We start from the raw sequence: 22,191 nt of genomic DNA, 5'->3' as shown, positions 1-22,191 counted from the left end.
CTCACATCCGGAAGACGCCGTAGCCGTGGCGTCCCTCGATCGGGCCCGAGTGGGCGGCGGACAGGGCGATGCCCAGGACGGTGCGGGTGTCCCGCGGGTCGAGCAGGCCGTCGTCGTAGATCCGGGAGGTGACGAAGAAGGAGTGCGACTCGGCCTCGATCTGGGCCTCGATCCCCCGTCGTCGCTCGTCGTCGGCGGCCTGGTCGAAGGGCCGCCCGGACGCCGCGGCCGACGCCTTGCCGACGATGGACATGACCCCGGCCAGCTGGGCGGCGCCCATCACGGCCAGCTTGGCGCCGGCCCAGGCGAACATCAGCCGGGGGTCGTAGGCCCGTCCGCTCATCCCGTAGTTGCCGGCACCGAAGGACGCGGCCGTGTTGATCGTGATGTGCGGGACCGTCGAGTTGGTGACGGCGTTGATCATCTTCGCGCCGTCCTTGATGATCCCGCCCTGCTCGTAGGACTTCCCGACCATGAAGCCGGTGGTGTTCTGCAGGAAGACCAGCGGGGTGTCGACCTGGTTGGCCAGCTGGATGAACTCCGCGGCCTTCTTGGCCTCCTCGCTGAACAGCACGCCGCGGGCGTTGGCGAGCACGCCGACCGGGAAGCCGTGCACCGAGGCGAACCCGGTGACCAGGCTGGTCCCGTACTCCGGCTTGTACTCACCGAACCGGCTGCCGTCGACGACCCGGGCGAGCACCTCGCGGGGGTCGAAGGGCACCCGGATGTCGGCCGGGGCGATGCCCAGCAGCTCGTCGGGGTCGTACCGCGGCTCGTCGGCCGGCAGCGAGGCGCCGGGACCCTGCTTGCGCCAGTTCAGCTCGGACAGGATGCGACGGCCCAGCCGGATCGCGTCCCGCTCGTCCACGGCGAAGTGGTCGGCCACGCCGGAGACCCGGGCGTGCATCGCGGCGCCGCCGAGCTCCTCGTCGTCGGCGTCCTCGCCGGTGGCCATCTTGACCAGCGGCGGGCCACCGAGGAAGACCTTGGCCTGCCGGTCGACCAGCACCGAGTAGTCGCACATGCCGGGCACGTAGGCGCCGCCGGCGGTGGAGTTGCCGAAGACCAGCGCGATGGTCGGCACGCCCATCGCGGACAGCTCGGTGAGGTCGTGGAAGATCTGCCCGGCGTTGACGAACAGGTCGGCCTGGCTGGGCAGGTCGGCCCCGCCGGACTCGACCAGGTTGACCACCGGCAGCCGGTTGCGCCGGGCGATCTCCAGCGCGCGCAGCGTCTTCTTCAGCGAGACCGGGTTCATCGCCCCGCCGCGGACCGTGGGGTCGTGCGCGATGAGCACGCACTCCACGCCGGAGACGACGCCGATGCCGGTGACGATGCTGGCCCCGACGGTGAACGCGGTGCCCCAGGCCGCCAGCGCGGACAGCTCCAGGAAGGCCGCGTCCCGGTCCAGCAGCAGCTCGATCCGCTCCCGGGCCAGCAGCCGGCCGCGGTCGCGGTGCCGGGCTGCGTACCGCTCGCCACCCCCGGCGCGGGCCAGGTCCAGCTGCTCCTCCAGCTGGTCCAGCACGGCGAGGGAGGCGGTCCGGTTGGTCCGGTACTGCTCGCCCCGGGTGTCCAGCCGGGAGGACAGGACCGTGCCCTCGGTGACCCGCGGGTCGGTGACGGCGGTCATCGGGTCCCCTCGGCGTAGTGGTCGGCCAGCCGCTGGCGGAGCACGTTCTTCTGCACCTTCCCGGTGGAGGTCCGGGGCAGGTCGGGCAGCACGACGACGGCCTTGGGCACCTTGTAGCCGTCCAGCCGGGTGCGGACGGCGGCGAGCAGCTCGGCCTCGTCGATGACCGCCCCGGGCTGGGCGACGACCACGGCGGTGATCGCCTCGGTCCAGCGCTCGTGCGGCAGGCCGACGGCGACGACCTCGGCGATCCGGGGGTCCGCGGCGTACAGCGCCCTCTCCACCTCGATCGAGGCGACGTTCTCCCCGCCGGTCTTGATCACGTCCTTGGAGCGGTCGGCGAACCAGAGCACACCGTCGTCGTCGAAGCGGCCGATGTCCCCGGAGTGGAACCAGCCCCCGGCGAACGCGGCCTCGGTGGCGGCCTCGTCGTGCAGGTAGCCGGTGAGCGCCTGCGGGCTGCGGTAGACGATCTCGCCCTCCTCGCCGGGGGCCACCCGCTCGCCGTCCGGGCCCATCAGCGCCACCCGGACGCTGACGGTGGGGGTGCCGACCGCGCCGGCGTGGGTGAGCTGGTGCTCGGGCCGGAAGAGGGTGGTGGTGGGGCTCATCTCGGTCTGCCCGAAGAGCAGGAAGAGCTCGCAGCCGAGGACCTCGATCGCCCGGCGCAGCTGCGACTCGGGCATCGGCGCCATCGCGTAGCAGGCCCGGCGCAGCGTGGACAGGTCGCGGTCGGCGATGTCGGGGCGCTCGGTGAGGGCCCGGAGCATCATCGGCAGCCCGAACACCTGGGTGATCCGCTCGGACTCGATGGTGTCCAGCAGCCGGTCGGCGTCGAAGCCGCGGTGCACGACCAGCGTCGCGCCCAGGATCACCGCGGGGGTGCAGAAGCAGTTGAGCTGGGCGGTGTGGAACATCGGCATCATCGCGACGAACCGGTCGTCGTCGGTCCAGCGCGCCTCCAGCGCCATGGTCAGCGACTCCACGACGACGGCCACGTGGTTGCCCACCACGCCCTTGGGCGCCGACGTCGTGCCCGACGTGTAGAGGTAGGTGACCGGCGCCCGGTCCTCGACCAGCTCCTCGACCGGACCGGCGGCGCCCTCGAACGCGGCCGTCGTCACGGTGGTCCGCCCGGCGAGGGTCTCCGGCACCGGTCCTCCCGTGCCGGGGGCGACGACGACGTCGGTGACGCCGTCCAGACCGTCGAGGGCCTGACCCACCCAGTCGGCGAGCTGGGTCTCGACCACGACCCCGCGGACGCCGGCGTGCCCGAGGACGTAGCCCGCCTCGTCGGGGCGCCAGCCCAGGTTGAGCGGCACGCAGACGACGCCGGCCTTGGCGCAGGCGTAGTAGACGGCGAGGAACTCGGCGCTGTTGCCCGAGGCCAGGGCCAGCGAGTCGCCGGGGGCGTAGCCGCGGTCGACCAGCCCGCGGGCCAGCCGGTCGGTCCAGTCGTCCAGCTCGCGGTAGGTGATCCGCCGGTCCCCGTCGACGACCGCGACCTTGTCCGGCAGCCGGTCGGCGGTGCGGGTGAGGGTGTCGCCGACGTTGACCCGGTGCACCAGGTTGTCCTGCAGGGGGGTGGGCATCGCGGGCTCCTCAGTACGAGCGGGGCAGGCCGAGGGTGTGCTGGGCGACGAAGTTGAGGACCATCTCCCGGTTCACCGGGGCGATCCGCAGCAACCGGGCCAGCCCCCAGTAGGGCACCAGGCCGTACTCGGTGGACAGACCGTTGCCGCCGTGGGTCTGGATCGCGGCGTCCACGGCCCCGAGCGCGGCCTCGGCGGCGGCGTACTTGGCCATGTTCGAGGCCTCCCCCGCCGGGACGCCGGAGTCGTGCGCCCAGGCGGCCTTGCGGGTCATCAGCGCGGCCAGCTCGGTCTCGATGGCGGCCTTGGCGAGGGGGTGGGACACGCCCTGGTGGCTGCCGATCGGGGCCTTCCAGACGGTGCGCTGGTTGGCGTAGTCCGCAGCCTTGGCCAGCGCGAACCGCGCGATGCCCACGCAGAGGGCCGCACCGGTGATCCGCTCGGGGTTGAGCCCGTGGAACACCTGCGCGAACCCGGCCCCCACCTCGCCGACCACCATCTCCGGGCCGACCCGGACGTCGTCGAAGAACAGGGTGAACTGCCGCTCGGGCAGCATCGCGTCCACCGGCAACGGCTGGGCCACCAGCCCCGGGGCGTCGGTGGGCACCAGGAACAGCGACATCTGCGCCTTGCCGGTCACCTCGTCGGTGCCGGTGCGGGCCACCACCATGAGCGCCTGCGCCTCGTCGACGCCGGAGATGTAGTACTTCGTGCCCGAGATCAGCCAGTCGTCGCCGTCGCGGCGGGCGCTGGTGGCGAGCTGGTGGCTGTTGGATCCGGCGCCGGGCTCGGTGATCGCGAAGACCACCTTGGACGTGCCGTCGGCCAGGCCGGGCAGCCAGCGCTGCTTCTGCTCGTCGTCGCCGAACCGGGTGATGACCTCGGCCGAGATGGCCGCGGACACCAGGAGCAGCAGCATCGGGCAGCCCTGGGCGGCGATCTCCTCGCAGACGATCGCCAGCTCGACCAGGCCGCCGCCCCCGCCGCCGTACTCCTCGGGCACGTTGATCCCGATGAAGCCGGCCTTGGCCAGGTCCGCCCAGAGCTCGGTGAGCGGCTCGTGCTTCGCAGCGCGCTCCACGTAGTAGGTGCTGCCGTAGCGGGCGGCGATCTGCCCCACGGTCTCGCGCAGGGCCTGCAGCTCCGGCTTCTCGGCGAACTCCACGTGGCCACTCCGATGTGATCGACGGTTCACTAACACCGCCACCGTAGCGCGGTGTGGTCGCCTGCACCACCGCCTGCGGCGACCCAGCTCACATCCGGGGCTTGACGGCAGCCCCTCCAGTGGTCGACGGTTCACTCCCAACGACGCCGCGCGACGACGCCGGCGCGGGACGAGGAGCGCGCGTGGTCATCGACGTGGACAGCCTGTACGACCGCCGGGCCGACGACCGGTGGAACCGGACCAGCGTGGGCGACGTGCTCGAGCGGCTGCCCCACAGCCGGCCCGACCGGGTGGCGATCACCGGCTGGGCGGGCGCGTTCGGCGACCCGGGGTACGAGCGGCTGACCTACCGGCAGGCGGCGACGGTCGTGGAGCAGGTGGCCAACGGCCTGCTGGCGGCGGGCCTGCAGCGCGGCGACCGGGTGCTGCTGGTCTGCGAGAACTCCGTCGAGGCCTACCTGACCAAGCTCGGCGCGGCCCGGGCCGGGCTGGTGTCGGTGCCGCTGAACCCGTCCCTGGCCCCCGACGTCGTCAGCCGGTTGGTCGAGCTGGCCCAGCCGCGCTTCGCCGTCGTCGACGCCGAGCTCTGGGCGCACGTGCAGCCGGCGTTCGCCGAGCAGGGGCTGGCGGTCGACGTGACGATCACCATCGGCGGCGGTCCGGCCGCCGGCAGCGTCTCCTTCGCCGACTTCGTCGCCGGTCAGCCGACCACCGACGCCGGTGCCACCGTCCACGGCGACGACATCTGGGAGATCCTCTTCACCTCGGGGACCACGGCCCTGCCCAAGGGCGTGATGCTGTCGCACCACTACGCGTACTTCGGTGCCTACTCCTTCGCCGTGTCCCTGACCCGCGGTCTCGCCCTGGAGGCCGACCTGGTGCAGGTCGCCTTCCTGCCGATCGTCTACCACGTGGCCGACCAGTGCCTGTCCCTGTCGGTGTTCCTGGCCGGGGGCCGCCTGGTCATCGGCCGGCGGCCCGTCCCGGCCGAGATGGCGGCCGCCGTGCAGCGCGAGCGGGCGACCTCGATCTGGGGTGGCTCACCCCAGCTGGTCAAGGCGTTCGCGGCCGAGCTCGCGGCCGCGGTGGGCTCCGGCCCACCCAGCTCGCTGCGCGTCCTGGTCTACGGCTGGGGGGCGGTCGAGGCCGGCGTGACGGCGTCCCTGCGGTCCAGCTGCGGGGGCGACCTGTCGCTGATGGGCATCTTCGGCCAGACGGAGGCGATCAGCTGCCACCGGTTCTGGCCGGCCACCGAGGAGGCGAAGGTCGCCGCGGCCGGGACATCGCTCAACTACGTCGGGATCCCCAACCCGCTGCTGGCCTCGATCGTGATGGACGTCGACGGCAGCTCGTTGATGGACGCCCCCGGCGTCCCCGGCGAGGCGGTCTACCGATCGCCGGCCGTCACGGCGGGCTACTACCGGGACCGGGCCGCCACCGAGGAGGCCTTCCGGTACGGCTGGTTCCACTCCGGCGACAGCTGCGTGGTGGACGAGGACGGCCTGCGGATCATGGTCGACCGCTACAAGGACATCATCAAGAGCGGCGGGGAGAACGTGTCCAGCATCCGGGTCGAGGCCCTGCTGCACGAGCACCCGCAGGTCACCAAGGCCGCCGTCGTCGGGCTGCGGCACGACCGGTGGGGCGAGGCGGTGACCGCGGTCGTCGTCCGCGCGCCCGGGGCGACGATCACCGAGACCGAGCTGGTCGACTGGTGCCGCACCCGGCTGGCGGGCTTCGAGACGCCCAAGGCGGTGCTCTTCAGCGAGGCGCTGCCGGAGACCGTCGGCGGCAAGGTGCTCAAGTACAAGCTCCGCCAGGCGATGTCCGACCTCTACGACGACGCCGCGGCCGACCTGTCCGCAGCCCCCCGCTGACGCAGCAGGGCCCGGCGTCCGAGGACGTCGGGCCCTGCTGTACCGGCCCTCTCGCAGGGTCCCGGGCCGGGCGGAGCGTGGGTCGGGGGGCGAGAGGGTCCTTCTAGTGCGGGGTGGCCTTCTCGGCGCCGATGCCGGTCAGGCTGCGCACCTCGAGCTCGGCGTACTTGTCGACGTCCGGCTTCTCCTTGCTCAGCATGGTGCCGAGCCAGCCGAGGAAGAACGCCAGCGGGATCGACACCAGGCCCGGGTTGTTCAGCGGGAACCAGGAGAAGTCGACGTCCTGGATGAGCGACGTGGACTTGCCGGTCAACGGGTTGACCGGCGCGCCCGAGACCACCGGGGAGAACAGGATCAGCACCAGGCAGGAGATCAGCCCGCCGTAGATCGACCACAGCGCGCCCTGGGTGGTGAACCGCTTCCAGAACAGCGTGTAGAGGATCGTCGGCAGGTTCGCCGAGGCCGCGACGGCGAAGGCCAGCGCCACCAGGAAGGCGATGTTCAGCCCGGCCTGCAGCGCCAGGATGCCCAGCCCGATGGCGACGGCACCGATGACGCAGGAGGTGATCCGGGCGACCCGGACCTCCTGGGTGCCGCTCGCGGTCCCCTTCTTGATCACCGAGTTGTAGATGTCGTGCGCGAAGGACGCCGACGCGGTGATCGTCAGCCCGGCCACGACGGCCAGGATGGTGGCGAACGCGACGCCGGCGATGATGCCCAGCAGCACGGTGCCGCCCAGCTCGAAGGCCAGCAGCGGGGCCGCGGAGTTGACCGCACCGGGGGCGGCGAGGATCTCGTCGGCCCCGACCAGGGCACCGGCGCCGTAGCCGATGACCAGGCTGAACAGGTAGAAGAACCCGATCAGCCAGATCGCCCAGACCACGGACTTCCGGGCGTCCTTGGCCGTCGGCACCGTGTAGAAGCGCATGAGCACGTGCGGCAGGCCTGCCGTCCCCAGCACGAGCGCGAGCCCGAGGGAGACGAAGTCGAGCTTGGAGGTCCCGGTGGCGCCGTACTGGCCCATCGGGGAGAGCACGTCGCGCGGGGTGGCCTGCTGGGCCGCGGTGTCGGCGGCCCCGCCGAGCAGCGAGGACAGGTTGAACCCGTACTTGCCCAGCACCCAGATCGTCATGACGAACGCGCCGATGATCAGCAGCGTGGCCTTGATCAGCTGCACGTAGGTGGTGCCGCGCATGCCGCCGACCAGCACGTAGAAGATCATCAGCGCGCCGACCACGACCACCGTGGCGGCCTGCGCCCCGGCACCGCTGATCCCCAGCAGCAGGGTGACCAGACCACCGGCGCCGGCCATCTGGGCCAGCAGGTAGAACAACGAGACGGCCAGCGTCGACAGCGCCGCCGCCGTCCGGACCGGGCCCTGCCGCATCCGGAAGGCCAGGACGTCGGCCATGGTGAACCGGGCGGTGTTGCGCAGCAGCTCGGCGACCAGCAGCAGCGCCACCAGCCAGGCGACCAGGAAGCCGATCGAGTACAGGAAGCCGTCGTAGCCGTAGACCGCGATGGCGCCGGCGATGCCCAGGAACGAGGCGGCCGACAGGTAGTCCCCGGCGATGGCCAGGCCGTTCTGGGTGCCGGAGATGTTGCGGCCGGCCGCGTAGTAGTCCGCCGCGCTGGCGTTGCTGCGGCTGGCCCGGAAGGTGATGACCAGCGTGATGAGGACGAAGACGCCGAAGATCGAGATGTTGACGGCGGGGTTCCCGATGGTCACTGCTGGCCCTCCGCGCGGTACTCGTGGGCCTCGAGCCGGCCGCGCATCTCGTCGGCGATCGGGTCGGTGTTCTTCGCGGAGTACGCGACGTAGAGCTGGGTGATGAGGAACGTCGTCACGAACTGGCCCAGGCCGAGCAGGACGCCGAGGTTGACGTTGCCGAACACGTGGGTGTTCATCAGGTCCACCGCGTAGGTGGAGAGCAGGACGAAGAGCAGGTACCAGGCCAGGAAGGCCACGGTCATCGGGACGGCGAAGCGCCGGAAGCGGCGCTTGAGCTCGGTGAACTCCGGGGAGTCCTGGGCCTGCCGGTACTCCTCGGGGGTCAGCAGGCGGCGTTCGGGTTCGGTCACGGGGGTGGCACCTCACTGTGGATCCGCTGTGTGATCGCCGACACTAGCGATCGGGCACCGGCGTAGGACCGGTCCTGCCCGGATCGACCCGAACTCGTGATGTGCGGGCAACGCGACGGGAACGCGGAGGCGGTCCACTGGGTCATGGCCCTCTCGAGGACTCCCCCCTCCCCCGGCGGCACCGGCTGGTTCCCGGTCGCCCGGTCCGCCGACGTCGGCACCGCCCCGGTCGCGGTGGGCGCCGGGGACCGGCCGTGGGTCGTCGTCCGGCTGCGGCCCGGCGGGGAGGTCACCGCGCTGTCCCCGCGCTGCCCGCACCGGCTGGCCCCGCTGACGGACGGGACCGTCGTCGATGGCCTGCTGCAGTGCTCGCGGCACGGCTGGCGGTTCACCGCCGACGGCCGCTGCCGGGACATCCCCGCCCTCGGCCCCGACGCCGCACCGCCACCGCGGGCCGACCTGTCGGCGCCGTGGGCGGTCGAGGAGCGCGACGGCTGGGTCTGGATCGCCCCCGACCGCACCCTGCACCACCGCCCGCCGCGGGCGGCGGCCGCGACCACCGCCGAACCGGTGCCCGAGCTGCCCGCCCCGGCCGGTCCGGTGGTGGGCAACCTGGAGCCGGCGCTCGCCCACGCCTGGCACCCCGTAGCCCTGGCGGACCAGCTGGACGACGGCGGCTGGCTCGCCGTCCGCCTGCTCGGCCGCACCTGGACCGTCGAGCGCCGGGAGGGCCGGCTGGACGCCGGGCCCGCCGCCTGGGGGGTGCGCGAGCACCTCGGGGTGGTCTGGCTGGCACCGGACCGGCCGGTCGGCGAGGAGGTGGAGGTCCCCTCCGCCCCGGGCATCCGCTCCCGCTGGCTGTCCCCGGTGCGCACCAGCGCCCCGGCCGCGGTGGTCGTCGACGCCTTCCTCGACCCCGCCCGCGGTGGACGGGTGCCCTCCGTGCCGGCTGTCACCACCGGCCGGGGCGGGTTCACCGCCCGCTGGACGGACGCCGACGCCGCGGTGTCCGTGCAGCTGGGCGCCCCGTTGCAGCTGGTCCGGCGGGAGGACCTCCCGGACGGGTCGGTCCGCTGGGCGGTGCTGCTGGTCCAGCCCGAGGACGCCGACGCCACCCGGATCCACCTCGGCGCCTTCGTCCAGGGCGCCGCCGCACCGGCGTCGCGGGCGGCGCTGGCCGCCGAGGTCGACCGGCTGGGCGCCGAGCTGGCCGACGTCGTCACCGACCGGCGCTGGACGGGCACCGCCGGGTTGCCGCTGACCCTCCGCGAGGAGGTGCACGTCGCGACCGACGCCCCCGGGGTCGCGCTGCGCCGGGTGCTGGCCGACTTCCTGGTCGCCGCCCGACGGGCCGAGGGATCCACCACCGTCCAGGACACCACCGTGCGCACGACCGAGGAGGACACCGATGTGGCCGCTGCCTGAACCCACCCGACCCGAGGCACTGCCCGACGGCGAGGCGCGCTGGGACCCGCCGGTGCTGGTCCGCCTCTCGCTGGACCACGGGCTGGACGCCGGACCCGCGTCCCGCACGACGTCGGCCGGCCGGCGGTCGGCGGACCCGGGCAGCCGCCGACCCGGCGGGGGCACCCGCACCCGGTAGCGGTCCTGGGGGCAGGATCGGGGCGTGGCAGGCGTCGAGGGGGTCTTCGAGCGCGGCACCGACGGACCGAAGGTCGTGCTGGTCGGCGTCGACGGCTCCGACCCGTCCCTGCGGGCCGCCGCGTACGCCGCCGGTCTCGCCCGCCGGCAGCACTCCCGCCTGGTGGTCGTGCACGTGCGCTCGCCGTTCACCCCGCTGGCCGGACTGGTGCCCGGGTCGGCGGCGGTCGCGTCGGGCACGGCCGGCGAGATCGCCGACGAGGTGAGGGCGCTGGTGGACCGCGGTGCCGCGCACGTGGGCATCCCGGTGGAGTACGTGGTGGCCGCCGGGGACCCGGCGGTGGAGATCACCCGGGTCGCCGACGAGCTCCTGGCCGACGCCGTGGTGGTCGGCACCTCCGAGCAGGCCGGTCACCGGTGGGTCGGCTCGATCGCCGTCCGGCTGGTGCGGGCCGGGCGCTGGCCGGTCACCGTCGTCCCCTGACCGGTCAACGGTACGAATCGGTCCGGTACATCCTGTCAACCCTTGGTCATCCCCACGCCCCCGCTCGGACACCGACGCACAGGTCGGTGGTGCGACCATTGATCCCGTGCAACACATCTCCGCGCCCCCCGGCGCCTTCCTCGACATCGACGCGCTGACCGGTCGCACCTTCGACGGCGTCCTGTTCGACATGGACGGCACGCTCATCGACTCGATGGGCAGCTCGCTGGCGGCCTGGCGCACCTGGGCCGACGAGCTGGGCGTCGACCCCGCCGCGCTCGGCGCGCTCGGCGGCCTGCCGGCGTCCCGGATCGTGGCCGAGCTGGTCGCCGAGGACCGACAGGTCTCCGCGCTGGCCCGCATCCACGAGCTCGAGGTCGCCGCGGCCGGCGAGGGCATCGAGGTGCTCCCCGGCGTGGTCGAGGCCTTCGGCGCGCTGCCGGCCAACCGGGTCGCCGTCGTAACCTCCTGCACCGGCCCGCTGCTCGCCGCCCGGCTGGCCGCCTCCGGCATGCGCCCGCCGCGCGAGGTGGTCTGCGTCGACGACATCGCCAACGGCAAGCCCTCCCCGGACCCGTTCCTGCTGGCCGCGCACCGGATCGGCGTCGACCCGCACCGCTGCCTGGTCGTCGAGGACGCCCCGGCCGGGCTGGCCGCCGGGCGGGCCGCCGGCTGCGCGACCCTCGCCGTGGGCGCAACCCACCACCACAGCGAGCTGGAGGCCGACGCCTACGCGCCCGACCTCGGGCACGTCCGGTTCAGCAGCACCCCGGCCGGGATCACCGTCACCCTCGCCTGACCGGCCGGCCGGCCCACCGCGGTGGCGGTGGGTCGGTTGGACGTGCAAACCTTGTCGGTGTGGTCGTGCTGTCGCAGCTCCCCGGGCGTCCCTGCCCCGCCGCCGCTGCCCTCGAGGTGGTCGGCGACCGGTGGGCGCTGCTCGCCGTCCGCGAGATCCACCTGGGCGCGCACCGGTTCTCCGACATCCTCGCCGGCACCGGTGCCCCCCGGGACCGGCTGGCCGCCCGACTCAAGGACCTGGTCGCCGCCGGCGTCCTGGAGCGGCGGCCGTACTCCGACAGCCCGCCCCGGTCGGACTACCACCTGACCGAGGCCGGCCAGGAGCTGGTGCCGGTGATCGGGGCGCTGAAGCAGTGGGGCCGGAAGTGGGCCGTCGAGGCCGAGCCTGCCCCTGCGGGCTGACCCCGGCTCATCCCCCAGGGCGACGACGGCGCCCCGCGCACTCCCTACCGTCGGACCCGTGGAGCCCGCCCCGCCGCTGAGCCGGTTCGCCGACCGGCTGCGCGCGCGGCCGTTCGAGGTCGACATCGCCCTGGCGGCACTGCTCGGGCTGGCCCTCCTCGTGCTGTTCGGCTCCACCGCGAGCTACGGACCCGCGGACTGGCTGCTGACCGCGGGCCTGCTGGGTCCGCTGGCCTGGCGGCGGCGGGCCCCGGTCCCGGCCGCCGCCGTCGTGGTGGTCACCGGGCTGGCCGAGCTCCTGCTCACCGACCAGTTCCTCGCCGCGAACGTGGCTGCCCCGGCGATGGTCTACGCGTTGGCCGCCTACGCACCGCGCTGGGCCGAGCGGGCCGGGCTGGCCACCGGCCTGCTCGGGGCCGTGCTGGCCACGGTGCGCTACTACGGCCCGTACTACCGCGACGACTCGGGCGTCTGGATCTCGACCGGGATCGACCCGTTCCAGCTCGCCTTCGTGGCCGGCGCGATCGGTGTGCTGGTCGTCGCCAGCTGGGCGATGGGCCTGGTCAAGCGCGGTCGCCTGCAGCGGGAGGCGGCGATGCGCGAGCGCGCGGTGCTCCTGGAGCTCGAGCGCGACCAGGAGCTGCGGCTGGCCGCCTCCACCGAGCGGGCGCGGATCGCCCGCGAGATGCACGACGTCGTGGCCCACTCCCTGTCGGTGGTCATCGCCCAGGCCGACGGCGGCCGGTACGCCGGCCGCGCCGACCCCGAGGCCGCCGTGGGCGCGCTGGAGCAGATCTCGGCCACCGGCCGGCAGGCGCTGGCCGACATGCGCTCGCTGCTGGGCGTGCTGCGCGAGGGGGACGCCCAGGAGTTCGCCCCGCAGCCCGACGTCGCCGCCATCGGTGCGCTGGTCGAGGACGTGCGGCGCAGCGGGCTGGACGTCGACCTGGTCCAGGACGGCGAGCCCGTCGACCTGCCCTCGGGCCCGCAGCTGGCCGCCTACCGGATCGTGCAGGAGTCGCTGACCAACGTGCTCAAGCACGCCGGCCCGGCCAGCCGGGCGTGGGTCCGGCTGCAGTGGCGGCCCGAGGCGCTGGAGGTCTCCGTGCTGGACGACGGCCGGGGTGCGGCCGCGATGCTGGCCCCCGACGGCGACGGGCAGGGGGTGCTCGGCATGCGGGAGCGGGCCCAGCTGCACGGCGGACGGCTGGCGGTCGGGCCGCGGCACGGCGGCGGGTTCGGCGTGCACGCGGTCCTGCCCTACGGTCGACGGCGATGACCACCCCGCCGTCGAGCCCGGTCCGCGTCGTGCTCGTGGACGACCAGCAGATGGTCCGCGCCGGCTTCCGCATGGTCATCGACTCCCAGCCCGACCTGACCGTCGTCGGGGAGGCCGGGGACGGCGCCGCGGCGGTCGAGCTGCTCCGGCGCACGGCCGCCGACGTCGTCCTGATGGACATCCGCATGCCCGGGACCGACGGGATCGAGGCCACCCGGCAGGTCACCGCGCTGCCCGCCCCGCCCCGGGTCGTCGTCCTCACGACGTTCGACCTCGACGAGTACGTGGTGGCCGCCATCGGGGCCGGGGCCAGCGGATTCCTGCTCAAGGACGCCGCCCCGGAGGAGATGCTGGCCGCGCTGCGCACGGTGCACGCCGGCGACTCGGTGATCGCGGCCAGCTCCACCCGCCGGCTGCTGCAGCACGTCGCCCCGATGCTGCGCGGCGGTGCGTCGACCGCACCCGGCCAGCCCGACCCGGCCCTGGCCGAGCTCACCCCGCGCGAGACCGAGGTGCTGGTGCAGATGGCCTACGGCGCCTCCAACACCGAGATCGCCCGCGGCCTGTTCGTCAGCGAGGCGACGGTGAAGACCCACGTCGGCCGGGTGCTGGCCAAGACCGGCAGCCGGGACCGGGTGCAGGCCGTCGTGCTGGCCTTCCGCTCGGGTCTCGTGCACCCCGGCGACCTGCTCCGCGACGCCGCGGGCTGACCGTCCTGCGGGTCCGCCCGCCGGGGGATCCGAGAACGCACGAATCCGACATCGGCCTGCTCGGCGGGCTGATCGGCGCCGCGGTGGGCGTGTTCGCCGTCCTGGGCATCTCGGTGGTGCGCGGCTGGACGCCGGTGGTGGACCCGTGGATCGCACTGGGCGGCACCTTGCTGGGCGTGGTGCTCGGCCTGCTCGCCGGGGGCATCCCGGCCCGCCGCGCGGCCCGGATCGAGCCGGTCGACGCCCTCCGCGGCGGCACCTGACCGCACCGCCGCCCGCCCCGCCCGGCGTGGATCAGGTGGGACGACGACTGTGCGTCCTCCCTACCCGACGTCGGTGGCGGGGGACGCACACTGCTCGTCCCACCTGATCCACGCCGGGCCCGTGCCGGGGACCCGCCGGTCAGGTGCCGGGGAGCATCCCGCTGGTGCGGGCGGCCCGGCGAAGGGCGCCCAGCTGCTCACCGGTCACCCGCAGCCGGCCGGTGATGACGGCGTCCTCGACGTCGGCCCACTCGACCTCGGCCCACAGCCCGCCGCCGAGCTCGTCGACGTCGGGCTGGACCCGCAGCAGCCCGGCCGACAGCAGCGCGAAGACCCCGGGGCCGTCGTGGACGGCCATGTCCAGGGCGGTCTCCAGCTGCGGGTCGCCGCAGGCGGTCCGGACCAGCGCGACCTCCAGCTCGTCGGCCGTCCAGATCCCGAGGAGCGAGGGCCTCACCGGCGTCGCGGGGTGTGGAGGTGCACCCCGACACCCTACGAGCGGCCCGGCCCGCCCGGACGACGGGCCAGTGCGGCGGCGACCCCGGCGGCGAACAGCTCGGGCAGCTCGACCCCGGCCGCGCGGGCCATCGTCGGGACCACGCTCTGCCGGGCGAAGGAGTTGTAGAGCCCGGCCTCGAGGAACCAGGGGACGCCGTCGGGGTCGACCCGGAAGTCGAACAGCGAGTAGTCCCGGCAGCCCAGGGCGGTGTGGCAGGCCAGCGCCGCCTCCTGCACCACGGCGGTGACCGGGTCGGCGGGGTCGACGATCCACACGGTCGGCGTGTCCTTGGCCATGAGCCCCAGCCGGCCGTCGTCCGCCCGCTGGATCTTGTCCGCGGCCGTGCGGACGGCGGCGCCCTCGGCGAAGCCGTACTCCTCCAGCGGCAGCGCCACGAGCTCCCCGTCCCGGACGACGACGCCGCAGCGCACCTCCCGGCCCAGCGGCACGAACGCCTCCACCAGCACGTCGGTGGACTCCGCGCGGGCGGTGGCCAGCGCGGCGGCGAACTCCCCGGCCGACCGGACGAGGGAGACCCCGGCGGAGTTGTCGGCGTCCACCGGCTTGACCACCACCGGCGGGGCGAGCGTCGGCTGCGCACCCGGGGTCAGCACCTCGCCGGCCGGGACGCGGACGCCGGCCGCGGCGACCACCGCGCGGGCGCGGGCCTTGTGCGCGCCCAGCGCCATGACGTCGGCCGGGTTGCCGACGAAGGGGATGCCGAGCACGTCGAGCAGGGCCCGGTAGGAGGTCATGCCGGGGATGCAGAACATCTGCGGGAGCGCCACGTCGACGTCCAGCGCGGTGAGCCGGGCCAGCGCCGGGCCCAGGGCCAGCGGCTCCGCGTCGGCCAGCGCGTCCAGCGACGCCGGGAACCGCCACGAGCCGTCGGGCGACACGTGCGCCACGACGTGCTCGTGCTCCCCGCCCACGTTGGCCAGGCAGTCCGCGGCGTACAGCCGGGACAGGTCGTCCATGAACGTCGTGGTGGGCGAGCCGACCAGGTGCAGCACCCGGGCCATCAGTCGCCCGCCGGCTGCACGAGCTTGCCGATGTTGAAGTCGATCTTGCGCCAGGCGCCCCCCGCGAGCAGGTTCCCCCACAGCAGCAGCGGGATCTGCACGTGGTGCAGCACGAGGTAGGGCAGCGGGTCGGCCCGGTCGAAGACGGCTTCCTTGCCCGCCCGGACCACCCGCCAGCGGTCCGCCGCGGTCCGCGGTGCGCTCAGCGCCCGCCACAGCTCGTGGTAGAGCCAGTAGGTGGGCCGGCTGCCCGGCAGCGGCTCGAGCGGGGTGTCCCGCGCGGCCAGGTAGGCGTCGGCCAGCCCCGGGCGGGCGGGGTGGTCGTGGAACATCGTGATCGCCGAGTGGGTGCGCGGGTTGCACTCGATGGCGTAGGGCCGGCCGTCGTCGTCGACCAGGAAGTCGAAGGAGACCTGGCCGGTGAGCCCGAGCTCCCGGACGAACGTGGTCACCCACTCCCGGACCCGCGGCCGGTCGACCTGCGCGTAGTTGACCTGGAAGGCCGAGGACGGGCAGCAGCACCAGACGGTGACCACGCCGTCCCGGGCGGTGGAGTGCGTGCAGATCTCCTCGCCGGTGACGAACTCCTGCAGGATCCAGGGGTTCTCCGGGCTGATCGGCTTGCCGGCCAGGAAGCGCTCGGTGGCCGCGTGGGTGGGCAGCGGCAGGTGGGTGAGGTCCAGGCGGTGCACCGGGTCGTAGGCGATCGACTTGAGCACGTAGGGCTTCGTCGCCCCGGTGAAGTCGTGGTCGAGCACCTGCTGCGGGTCGGTGACCAGGTGGGTGTCGGGGACCGAGAGGCCCAGCGAGGCGGCGAGCTCGGTGAACCGGTGCTTGTCGTCCAGCGTGCGGACCATCTCGGCGTCCAGGCTGAGCACCTCGCAGTGCCCGGCCAGCAGGTCGGCGGCCGCGGCGTCGAACTCCGACGCCACCGGGGAGCAGACCGGCACGTACAGGTCCACGCCCTCGGTCCGGACGACGTCCAGCAGGGCCTGGGCGTACCCGGGGTCGCGCGGGTCGGGGACGACGTGGAAGGCGTCCACCGCCCGGGAGAACCGGTGCCCGGTGAACCGGTAGGTGTCCTTCTCCACCAGCACGACCCGGTGCCCCGCGGCGGCGAAGGACCGGGCCAGCTGGAGGGCCTTGGTCATCTTGCCGCCGCTGATCAGCACCGTGCGCGGCTGCGCCGCCGGGGCCGGCCGCGGTGCCCGGGTGGTGGCCAGCGCCACCGCGGTGACCGCGAGGTCCACCGGCAGGGTCAGCGCGAGCCCGGCCAGCGCGGCGACCGACCGCCACGGCGTGGGCCGCGGCCGGGCGGGCGCGCCGCCCGCGGTCCGCGGGGGCGCCGCGGCCGGGGCGGTCAGTGCCCGCTCCCCGCGGCGTCGGCGGCGGCCGGGCCGTGGTCGCGGACCATGCCGCGGTGCATCACCCGGTCGCCGACGACGACGGAGTGGTCGCCGCGGTGCAGCACGCAGGCGTTGTCCCACACCACGACGTCGCCCGGGGACCACGCGTGGGCCAGGCTGTTCTCCGCGGTGGTGGAGTGCGCGTAGAGCTCGGCGACCAGCCCGGCGGAGGTGTCGTCGTCCAGCCCGCTGATGCCGGCGCACCGCTTGGGCGTGGTCAGGTACAGCGCCGGGCGGCCGGTGAGCGGGTGCGGCCGGGCGATCGGGTGCTCGGCCTCCGTCTCGTCGTCCTCGGTCAGCAGCCCGGGGTCGATGCCGGTGACGACGTGCCGGATGCTGCGGCCCTCGACCTGCGCCCGGAGGTCCAGCGGCAGCGTCTCCAGCGCGCGGTACTGGTCGGTGAAGACCGTCTCCCCGCCCTGCGAGGGGATCTGCACCGCCCGCAGCGCGGTGTAGGCCGGCGGCGTCGACAGGTAGGAGCTGTCGACGTGGAAGGTGCTGCGGGGCGGCTCGGCCCGGCCGACGTTGCTGATCACGTTGAGGTCGGGGAACCCGTCGACCGGGGTCTCGCCGGCGGTGAACGTGAGCTCGCCGAAGCTGCGCAGGAAGCCCAGGAAGACGGTGTCGTCGACGTGCTGGTCGCGCAGCACGACGACGCCCCGGTCGGCCAGCAGGCGGCGCAGGGCCACGACGTCCTCGTCGGTGGCCGCGGCGATGTCCAGGCCGGTGACCTCGGCGCCCAGCGGCTGCAGGGTGGTGGTGTGCACGGATCTCCTCAGGTGGTCGCGCGGCGGACCAGCGTGATGCCGTCGCGGAGGGGCACCAGCACCTGCTCGACCCGGGGGTCGGCGGTGACCTGGCGGTTGAACGCGGCGATGGCCTCGCCGTTCGCGGTGCGCTCGCCGGCCCAGGGCTGGCCCTGCATGAGCGTGTTGTCCACCGCGACCAGCCCGCCCGGGGCGAGCAGACCGGTCTCCAGCAGCGCGTCGAGGTAGCCGGCGTACCCGGCCTTGTCGGCGTCGACGAAGACGACGTCGAACTGCTGACCTTCGACGGCCAGCGCGGCCAGGGTGTCCCCGGCCGGCCCGACCCGGACGTCGATCCGCGCCCCGGCGGGGGACTCGGCGAAGCACTCCCGGGCGAAGGCGGCGACCTCGGGGTCCAGCTCGCACGCCACCACCTGCCCGTCCTCGGGCAGCGCCTCGGCCATCGCCAGGGCGCCGTAGCCGGTGAACATGCCGATCTCCAGCACCCGCCGGGCGCGGGTCATCGACAGCAGGAAGGACAGGAACACGCCCTCGACGTGCCCGGAGAGCATCTCGGCCTCCAGGGTGCCGGCCCAGGCCGCCGACCGGGTGCGGTCCGCGAGCCGGGCCAGCCCCGGGGACTCCGGCGAAGAGTGCTCCTCCAGGTAGGGCTCGAAGCCGACCGCGAGGTCGCGGACGGCCTCCAGCTCGGCCCGTAGGTCCGCCGGGAGGCCGTCCGGCCGGGCGCAGAGCGCGTCCAGCCGCGCCGCCAGGATCCCCAGCGGCGTGACCGGACGCAGCCCGTGCGCGGTGGACGACGTCACGGCGCGGCGACGACCGGGCTCGTGCGCGGCACCATGAACGCGTCGACCCCGGCGCCCCCGCGCGGCAGCGCGGCGGCCACCTCGCGGTGCAGCTCCAGGGTCTGCACGAGCTCGTCGTCCCCGACGTCGTTCATGAACGTGCACTCCCCGATCGGCTTGGGCGCCGCCGCGCGGAGCAGCCCGTCCCGGGTCTGCAGGATCGACTTGGTGGAGTCGCGCAGCAGGTCCGCGGTCAGGTAGGGGCTGTCCACGGTGAGGCCCAGCCGGCTCATCAGGGCGTGGATCCGGTCCCGGTCGGCGACGGAGATGTAGCCCCGCTCGGCGGCCAGGGTGGCCGAGTACGCCATGTCGACGGAGATGGCGTGCCCGTGGAAGTACGGGATGTCCGGCGTCAGCTCGAGCGTCGGGCTCCAGGTGTGGCCGTAGGCGATCACCCGGTCCAGGTCCAGCTCGGCGAGGTTGGGCACCTCGAGCTGGAGCATGGTGTCGATCGCCTCGTCGGTCACCTGGTCGGCGACCTTGCGGATCTCGGGGTTCCCGTCGAGGTGGCCGAAGCGGGTGCGCAGCAGCTCCTCGCCGTGCTCGTCGAGCAGGTCGAACACCGTCCGGTTGGCGACCACCGCGATCTTGATCAGCTCGGCCATGCCGTTGCGGACCTGGTCCTCGGCGAGGCTGGCCAGGAACGAGAAGTCCAGGAACACCGTGGACGACGCGTGGTAGGCGCCGAGCCGGTTCTTGGCCTTGCCGTGGTTGACCGCGACCTTGATCGAGACGCTGGCGTCGATCAGCCCGATGAGCGTGGTGGGGATCCGGATGTAGGGCGTGGACCGCTTGTAGGACGCGCAGGCGAACCCGGCCACGTCGGTGACCAGCCCGCCGCCGACGACCAACGGGGCCTCGGTGCGCAGCAGGCCGTAGGCGCCGAACGCGTCGACCAGCCGCTCCAGGGTGCTCATCGTCTTGTCGGTCTCGGCGATGGCCACCGGGATGATCGTGAGCTCGACCCCGGCGGCGTCGAAGTAGGCCTGCATCGCGTCGCGGTGGCGGGCCAGCACGTTCTCGTCGACGACGGCCAGGCAGCGGCCGGCGGCGCGGTAGCAGTCGGCCAGCTGCGGGTTGTGCAGGGCGAAGACGCCGTCCACCGGCACCAGGCGGTACTCGGTGCGGTGCACGGCCTCGACGGAGAACCCGCCGTCGGTGCGGGTGACGGACGAGCTGACGGTGGTCATCCCCGGTCCCTCAGGCCTGCAGCCCGGCGGGCAGGTCGGCCGGGTCCAGCCGGTCGACCACCCGGGCGTCGCCGAAGTCGTGCCCGGCGGTGTTGGTGTTCGGGAAGGCCAGGCAGGTGACGCCGGCGGCGGTGGCCGACTCGACACCGCCCACGTTGTCCTCGACGGCCACGGCGTCCGCGGCGTCCTCGCCGAGGGTCTGCAGCGCGTAGGCGTAGGCGGCCGGGTCCGGCTTGGACTGCTGCACCACCGAGTTGTCGACCACCAGGTCGAAGTCCGACAGCTGCAGGTCGTCGACGCCCTGCACCAGCGCGACGACGTTCTCCGGCGAGGTGGTGGTCACCAGGGCGACCTTGCCGCCGGCCTGCTTGGCGCTGCGGAGGGCCTCGAGCACGCCCGGGCGGGCGGTCAGCCCGCCGCGGCCGAGCTTCTGCTGGAACAGCTCGGACTTGGTGGCGTGCACGGCGGCGGCGTCGACGTCCTGGCCGCGCTGCGCGGCGTAGCCGGCGACCCGGTCGGCCCCGCCGTTGCCGCGGAGCATCTCGCGGTAGTCGTCGGTCTCCCAGCGCCAGTCGAGGTCGTGGGCGGCGAACGCCTCGTTGAACGACTCCCGCTGGAGCTCGGAGGTGTCGGCGATGGTGCTGATGGAACCGAACAGGAGAGCGGACACGCAGGACCTCGCTTGTCTGTGGCCGGGCACGCTCGATCGGCCGCGGCGGTGCGAGGACTGTAGCCAGGTAAGGCCTGTTTAAGCAGGCTGAGCGGGAAATGTTCAGCTGGTTGCCAGACGGGCGACGGGCGGTCCGACCTCAGTGGACCACCGGAGGGCCCCCTCCGCCCGCCGGAGCGGTGCACCATCGCGGGTGTGGACGTCCCCGCGGTCGTGCGCCGGCACCGCACCGCGCTGCTCGGGACGGCGTTCCTGCTGACCGGCGACGAGCGGTCCGCCGAGGAGCGGGTGGACCGCGCGCTGGCCCGCCTGTCCCCCGCCGACGACCACGCCGCGGCGGTCCGCGCCCTGCTGCGGACCCGGCCGGGACGGGGCCGGATCACCGAGGCCGGCCCGGATCCCTGGTGGGTCTCCCCCGCCGAGCTGACCGCCGCCCGGCGCACCGCCGCCGTCCTCGCCGGGCTGGCACCCGCCGACCGGACCGCGCTGGTCCGCGCGCACGAGGACCTGCCGGCCGACCCCGACCGGCTGGCCCGGGCCCGGGCGGCGCTGCCCGACCCGTCGGCGGCGCTGGCCGGCCTGCTGGCCGTCCGCCGCCCCCCGGTCCGGGACGACGCCGCCGCGGTCCCCGTCGTCGCCGCCCACCGGCGGGCGCGGTGGGCACGCCCGGCGCTCGCGGTCGCCGTCCTGGCGGTGGTCGCGGTGCTGGCCACCCAGCTCCCGCGTACGGCCCCGACCCCCGCGGCCGCCGCGGCCGCCGGCCGGTTCGACGGACCGGCCCGGGGCTCGCTGGCCGACGACACCGCCTTCCTCGCCGCCGCCCGGGACGCGCCGTGGGCCGGGCGGGCGGCGCCGGCGGACCGGCGCGTCGTCCTCGCCGGCGACCTGCTCGACCGCCGCGTCGTGCTGGTGGTCGGCGACACCGCCGACGGCCTGGTCGGCCAGTGGTCCACCGCGGCGACCGGCGCCCCCGCCGCCGACCTCGAGCCGGCCAACCAGCCGGTTGCCCTGCGCGCCGACCGCCCGGCAGCCCTGCTGCTGGACACCGCGCTGGTCGTGGTCGCCGACCCCGACGAGGGCGTCCGGGTCTCGGCCGGCCAGGTCGTGGGCCCCTCCGGTGCGGTGCAGCGGGTCTACCGCGCCCAGCCGGTGGACGACGGCGTGGCGGCGCTGCAGCTGGCCGCACCCGACCCCGGCGGCCTCGCCGTCCGGGTGCAGGTGGCCCGGACCGGGGAGGTCTCCCCGGTCGCCCTGGCCGACGTGCCGGTGACCCGGGCCGGGTCCGCGGGCGCGACGGCGCCGGCCGCGGTGGGTCCGCCGCTGCGCGGGTCGCCCGCCGACGGGGGCGCCCGGCAGGCGGCCGCGGACGCCGCGCTGGGCGCCGTCACCGCGCCCACCGGGCTCGACCCCGCGGCGCTGGCACCGGTGCTGGTCTGGGCCGGCCCGCTGCCGCGCCCGGTGGGCGGCGAGGTGGACGCGGTGGTGCTCGCCGTCCCGCTGCCCGGCGGAGCCCTGGTGGTGAGCACGGCCTGGGCCGACCGGCTGGCCGACGGCACCCTGCAGCAGGTCGGCTGCGGCTCCCGGGCGTTCCCGGCCGGCACCGACCCGGCCGCCGTCGTGCTGGCCGCCCGCTGCGTCGTCGCCGACCGTGAGTCCGGGACCTCCCAGGTCACCGTCCTGCTCACCGGCCCGGGCGGCACGACCACGACCCCCGACGACGGACGCCGGCTCGACGTGCTGCCCGTCGACGGCGCCCCGGTGCCGGTGACGCGCACCGGCCCGGGGGACCTCTTCGACGAATGACCCCGGTCGTCGTATCGTCGCCCCACCGGCGTGGCCGGGGCGTCAAGAGCCTGGCGTCGGCGAGGTGGTGCACCCACCTCTGACGAGGCGCGCGGCGCCTGG

Annotated in this window: 22 protein-coding genes; 10 read left to right on the top strand and 12 right to left on the bottom strand. The window is 74.5% G+C overall.

Features of this window, described 5'->3' with window-relative positions; all coding sequences use genetic code 11:
* Window position 1 precedes the first annotated feature (1 nt).
* Genes LFA75_RS12640 through LFA75_RS12630 form a run of 3 tightly spaced genes read right to left on the bottom strand, consistent with a single transcriptional unit; the run spans window position 2 to window position 4,390 of the window.
* Window positions 2-1,633, bottom strand: coding sequence for an acyl-CoA carboxylase subunit beta (locus LFA75_RS12640; RefSeq protein WP_225233986.1), 1,632 nt, complete (start codon window positions 1,631-1,633; stop codon window positions 2-4).
* Complete coding sequence (locus LFA75_RS12635; protein WP_225233985.1) at window positions 1,630-3,225, bottom strand: AMP-binding protein; 1,596 nt, start codon at window positions 3,223-3,225, stop codon at window positions 1,630-1,632. The genes LFA75_RS12640 and LFA75_RS12635 overlap by 4 nt, the downstream gene beginning before the upstream one ends.
* 10 nt (window positions 3,226-3,235) lie before the next feature.
* A complete protein-coding gene (locus tag LFA75_RS12630; protein WP_225233984.1) occupies window positions 3,236-4,390 on the bottom strand; it encodes an acyl-CoA dehydrogenase family protein in 1,155 nt (384 codons plus the stop codon).
* A 182-nt stretch (window positions 4,391-4,572) separates the two neighbouring features.
* On the opposite strand from LFA75_RS12630, the gene LFA75_RS12625 reads away from it, so the two are divergent.
* Complete coding sequence (locus tag LFA75_RS12625) at window positions 4,573-6,267, top strand: AMP-binding protein (RefSeq protein WP_225233983.1); 1,695 nt, start codon at window positions 4,573-4,575, stop codon at window positions 6,265-6,267.
* A gap of 103 nt (window positions 6,268-6,370) precedes the next feature.
* On the opposite strand, the gene LFA75_RS12620 is transcribed toward LFA75_RS12625, so the two are convergent.
* Both LFA75_RS12620 and LFA75_RS12615 read right to left on the bottom strand, forming a co-directional pair.
* The gene (locus LFA75_RS12620) at window positions 6,371-7,996 is read right to left on the bottom strand and encodes a solute symporter family protein (RefSeq protein WP_225233982.1); all 1,626 of its coding nucleotides are present in this window, start codon (window positions 7,994-7,996) and stop codon (window positions 6,371-6,373) included.
* Window positions 7,993-8,349, bottom strand: coding sequence for a DUF485 domain-containing protein (locus LFA75_RS12615; protein ID WP_225233981.1), 357 nt, complete (start codon window positions 8,347-8,349; stop codon window positions 7,993-7,995). Before LFA75_RS12615 ends, LFA75_RS12620 begins: the two co-directional genes overlap by 4 nt.
* A gap of 144 nt (window positions 8,350-8,493) precedes the next feature.
* Between LFA75_RS12615 and LFA75_RS12610 the strand changes: the two genes are divergently transcribed.
* The 8 genes from LFA75_RS12610 to LFA75_RS12575 all read left to right on the top strand — a co-directional run bounded on the left by LFA75_RS12610 (window position 8,494) and on the right by LFA75_RS12575 (window position 13,890).
* Window positions 8,494-9,774 carry a Rieske 2Fe-2S domain-containing protein gene (locus LFA75_RS12610; RefSeq protein ID WP_225233980.1) on the top strand — a complete coding sequence of 427 codons (1,281 nt, stop codon included), beginning with the start codon at window positions 8,494-8,496 and terminating at the stop codon, window positions 9,772-9,774.
* Window positions 9,758-9,952 (top strand): hypothetical protein, encoded by a 195-nt coding sequence (locus LFA75_RS12605; RefSeq protein ID WP_225233979.1) that lies wholly within the window; start codon window positions 9,758-9,760, stop codon window positions 9,950-9,952. The genes LFA75_RS12610 and LFA75_RS12605 overlap by 17 nt, the downstream gene beginning before the upstream one ends.
* Window positions 9,953-9,976: 24 nt before the next feature.
* Window positions 9,977-10,435 carry a universal stress protein gene (locus LFA75_RS12600; protein WP_225233978.1) on the top strand — a complete coding sequence of 153 codons (459 nt, stop codon included), beginning with the start codon at window positions 9,977-9,979 and terminating at the stop codon, window positions 10,433-10,435.
* Between the two features lie 106 nt (window positions 10,436-10,541).
* Window positions 10,542-11,234 carry an HAD-IA family hydrolase gene (locus LFA75_RS12595; protein ID WP_225233977.1) on the top strand — a complete coding sequence of 231 codons (693 nt, stop codon included), beginning with the start codon at window positions 10,542-10,544 and terminating at the stop codon, window positions 11,232-11,234.
* A 65-nt stretch (window positions 11,235-11,299) separates the two neighbouring features.
* Window positions 11,300-11,638: a winged helix-turn-helix transcriptional regulator gene (locus tag LFA75_RS12590; RefSeq protein ID WP_225233976.1), complete on the top strand. Its 339-nt coding sequence runs from the start codon at window positions 11,300-11,302 to the stop codon at window positions 11,636-11,638.
* A gap of 58 nt (window positions 11,639-11,696) precedes the next feature.
* Entirely contained in the window at window positions 11,697-12,917 is a 1,221-nt protein-coding gene (locus LFA75_RS12585) for a sensor histidine kinase (protein ID WP_225233975.1), read from the top strand.
* On the top strand, window positions 12,914-13,627 hold the full coding sequence (locus LFA75_RS12580) for a response regulator (RefSeq protein ID WP_225233974.1): 714 nt from the start codon (window positions 12,914-12,916) through the stop codon (window positions 13,625-13,627). The genes LFA75_RS12585 and LFA75_RS12580 overlap by 4 nt, the downstream gene beginning before the upstream one ends.
* Before the next feature lie 89 nt (window positions 13,628-13,716).
* Window positions 13,717-13,890: a hypothetical protein gene (locus LFA75_RS12575; RefSeq protein WP_225233973.1), complete on the top strand. Its 174-nt coding sequence runs from the start codon at window positions 13,717-13,719 to the stop codon at window positions 13,888-13,890.
* 139 nt (window positions 13,891-14,029) lie between these two features.
* Here LFA75_RS12575 and LFA75_RS12570 read toward each other — a convergent pair whose 3' ends face one another.
* The 7 genes from LFA75_RS12570 to LFA75_RS12540 all read right to left on the bottom strand — a co-directional run bounded on the left by LFA75_RS12570 (window position 14,030) and on the right by LFA75_RS12540 (window position 20,286).
* Complete coding sequence (locus LFA75_RS12570; RefSeq protein WP_225233972.1) at window positions 14,030-14,347, bottom strand: hypothetical protein; 318 nt, start codon at window positions 14,345-14,347, stop codon at window positions 14,030-14,032.
* Between the two features lie 35 nt (window positions 14,348-14,382).
* Entirely contained in the window at window positions 14,383-15,411 is a 1,029-nt protein-coding gene (locus tag LFA75_RS12565) for a D-alanine--D-alanine ligase family protein (RefSeq protein ID WP_225233971.1), read from the bottom strand.
* A complete protein-coding gene (locus LFA75_RS12560; protein WP_225233970.1) occupies window positions 15,411-16,661 on the bottom strand; it encodes an ATP-grasp domain-containing protein in 1,251 nt (416 codons plus the stop codon). Before LFA75_RS12560 ends, LFA75_RS12565 begins: the two co-directional genes overlap by 1 nt.
* Window positions 16,662-16,771: 110 nt before the next feature.
* Window positions 16,772-17,584 carry a TauD/TfdA dioxygenase family protein gene (locus tag LFA75_RS12555; protein WP_225233969.1) on the bottom strand — a complete coding sequence of 271 codons (813 nt, stop codon included), beginning with the start codon at window positions 17,582-17,584 and terminating at the stop codon, window positions 16,772-16,774.
* Window positions 17,585-17,592: 8 nt separating this feature from the next.
* A complete protein-coding gene (locus tag LFA75_RS12550; protein WP_225233968.1) occupies window positions 17,593-18,387 on the bottom strand; it encodes an O-methyltransferase in 795 nt (264 codons plus the stop codon).
* Entirely contained in the window at window positions 18,384-19,616 is a 1,233-nt protein-coding gene (locus LFA75_RS12545) for a sedoheptulose 7-phosphate cyclase (RefSeq protein WP_225233967.1), read from the bottom strand. Before LFA75_RS12545 ends, LFA75_RS12550 begins: the two co-directional genes overlap by 4 nt.
* Window positions 19,617-19,626: 10 nt before the next feature.
* A complete protein-coding gene (locus tag LFA75_RS12540; RefSeq protein ID WP_225233966.1) occupies window positions 19,627-20,286 on the bottom strand; it encodes an HAD family hydrolase in 660 nt (219 codons plus the stop codon).
* A gap of 195 nt (window positions 20,287-20,481) precedes the next feature.
* On the opposite strand from LFA75_RS12540, the gene LFA75_RS12535 reads away from it, so the two are divergent.
* Window positions 20,482-22,089: a hypothetical protein gene (locus tag LFA75_RS12535; protein ID WP_225233965.1), complete on the top strand. Its 1,608-nt coding sequence runs from the start codon at window positions 20,482-20,484 to the stop codon at window positions 22,087-22,089.
* The last annotated feature ends 102 nt before the right edge of the window (window positions 22,090-22,191 follow it).

This window comes from Klenkia terrae (assembly GCF_900491935.1).
GTDB lineage: Bacteria > Actinomycetota > Actinomycetes > Mycobacteriales > Geodermatophilaceae > Klenkia > Klenkia terrae.
This window is presented reverse-complemented; position numbering and strand designations above follow the sequence as displayed.

Bases quoted from the DNA above. Each gene is read 5' to 3' on its own strand.
- LFA75_RS12605 (WP_225233979.1), top strand. From the start codon at position 9,758: ATGTGGCCGCTGCCTGAACCCACCCGACCCGAGGCACTGCCCGACGGC.
- LFA75_RS12565 (WP_225233971.1), bottom strand. From the start codon at position 15,411: ATGGCCCGGGTGCTGCACCTGGTCGGCTCGCCCACCACGACGTTCATG.
- LFA75_RS12545 (WP_225233967.1), bottom strand. From the start codon at position 19,616: ATGACCACCGTCAGCTCGTCCGTCACCCGCACCGACGGCGGGTTCTCC.
- LFA75_RS12635 (WP_225233985.1), bottom strand. From the start codon at position 3,225: ATGCCCACCCCCCTGCAGGACAACCTGGTGCACCGGGTCAACGTCGGC.
- LFA75_RS12580 (WP_225233974.1), top strand. From the start codon at position 12,914: ATGACCACCCCGCCGTCGAGCCCGGTCCGCGTCGTGCTCGTGGACGAC.
- LFA75_RS12610 (WP_225233980.1), top strand. From the start codon at position 8,494: ATGGCCCTCTCGAGGACTCCCCCCTCCCCCGGCGGCACCGGCTGGTTC.
- LFA75_RS12640 (WP_225233986.1), bottom strand. From the start codon at position 1,633: ATGACCGCCGTCACCGACCCGCGGGTCACCGAGGGCACGGTCCTGTCC.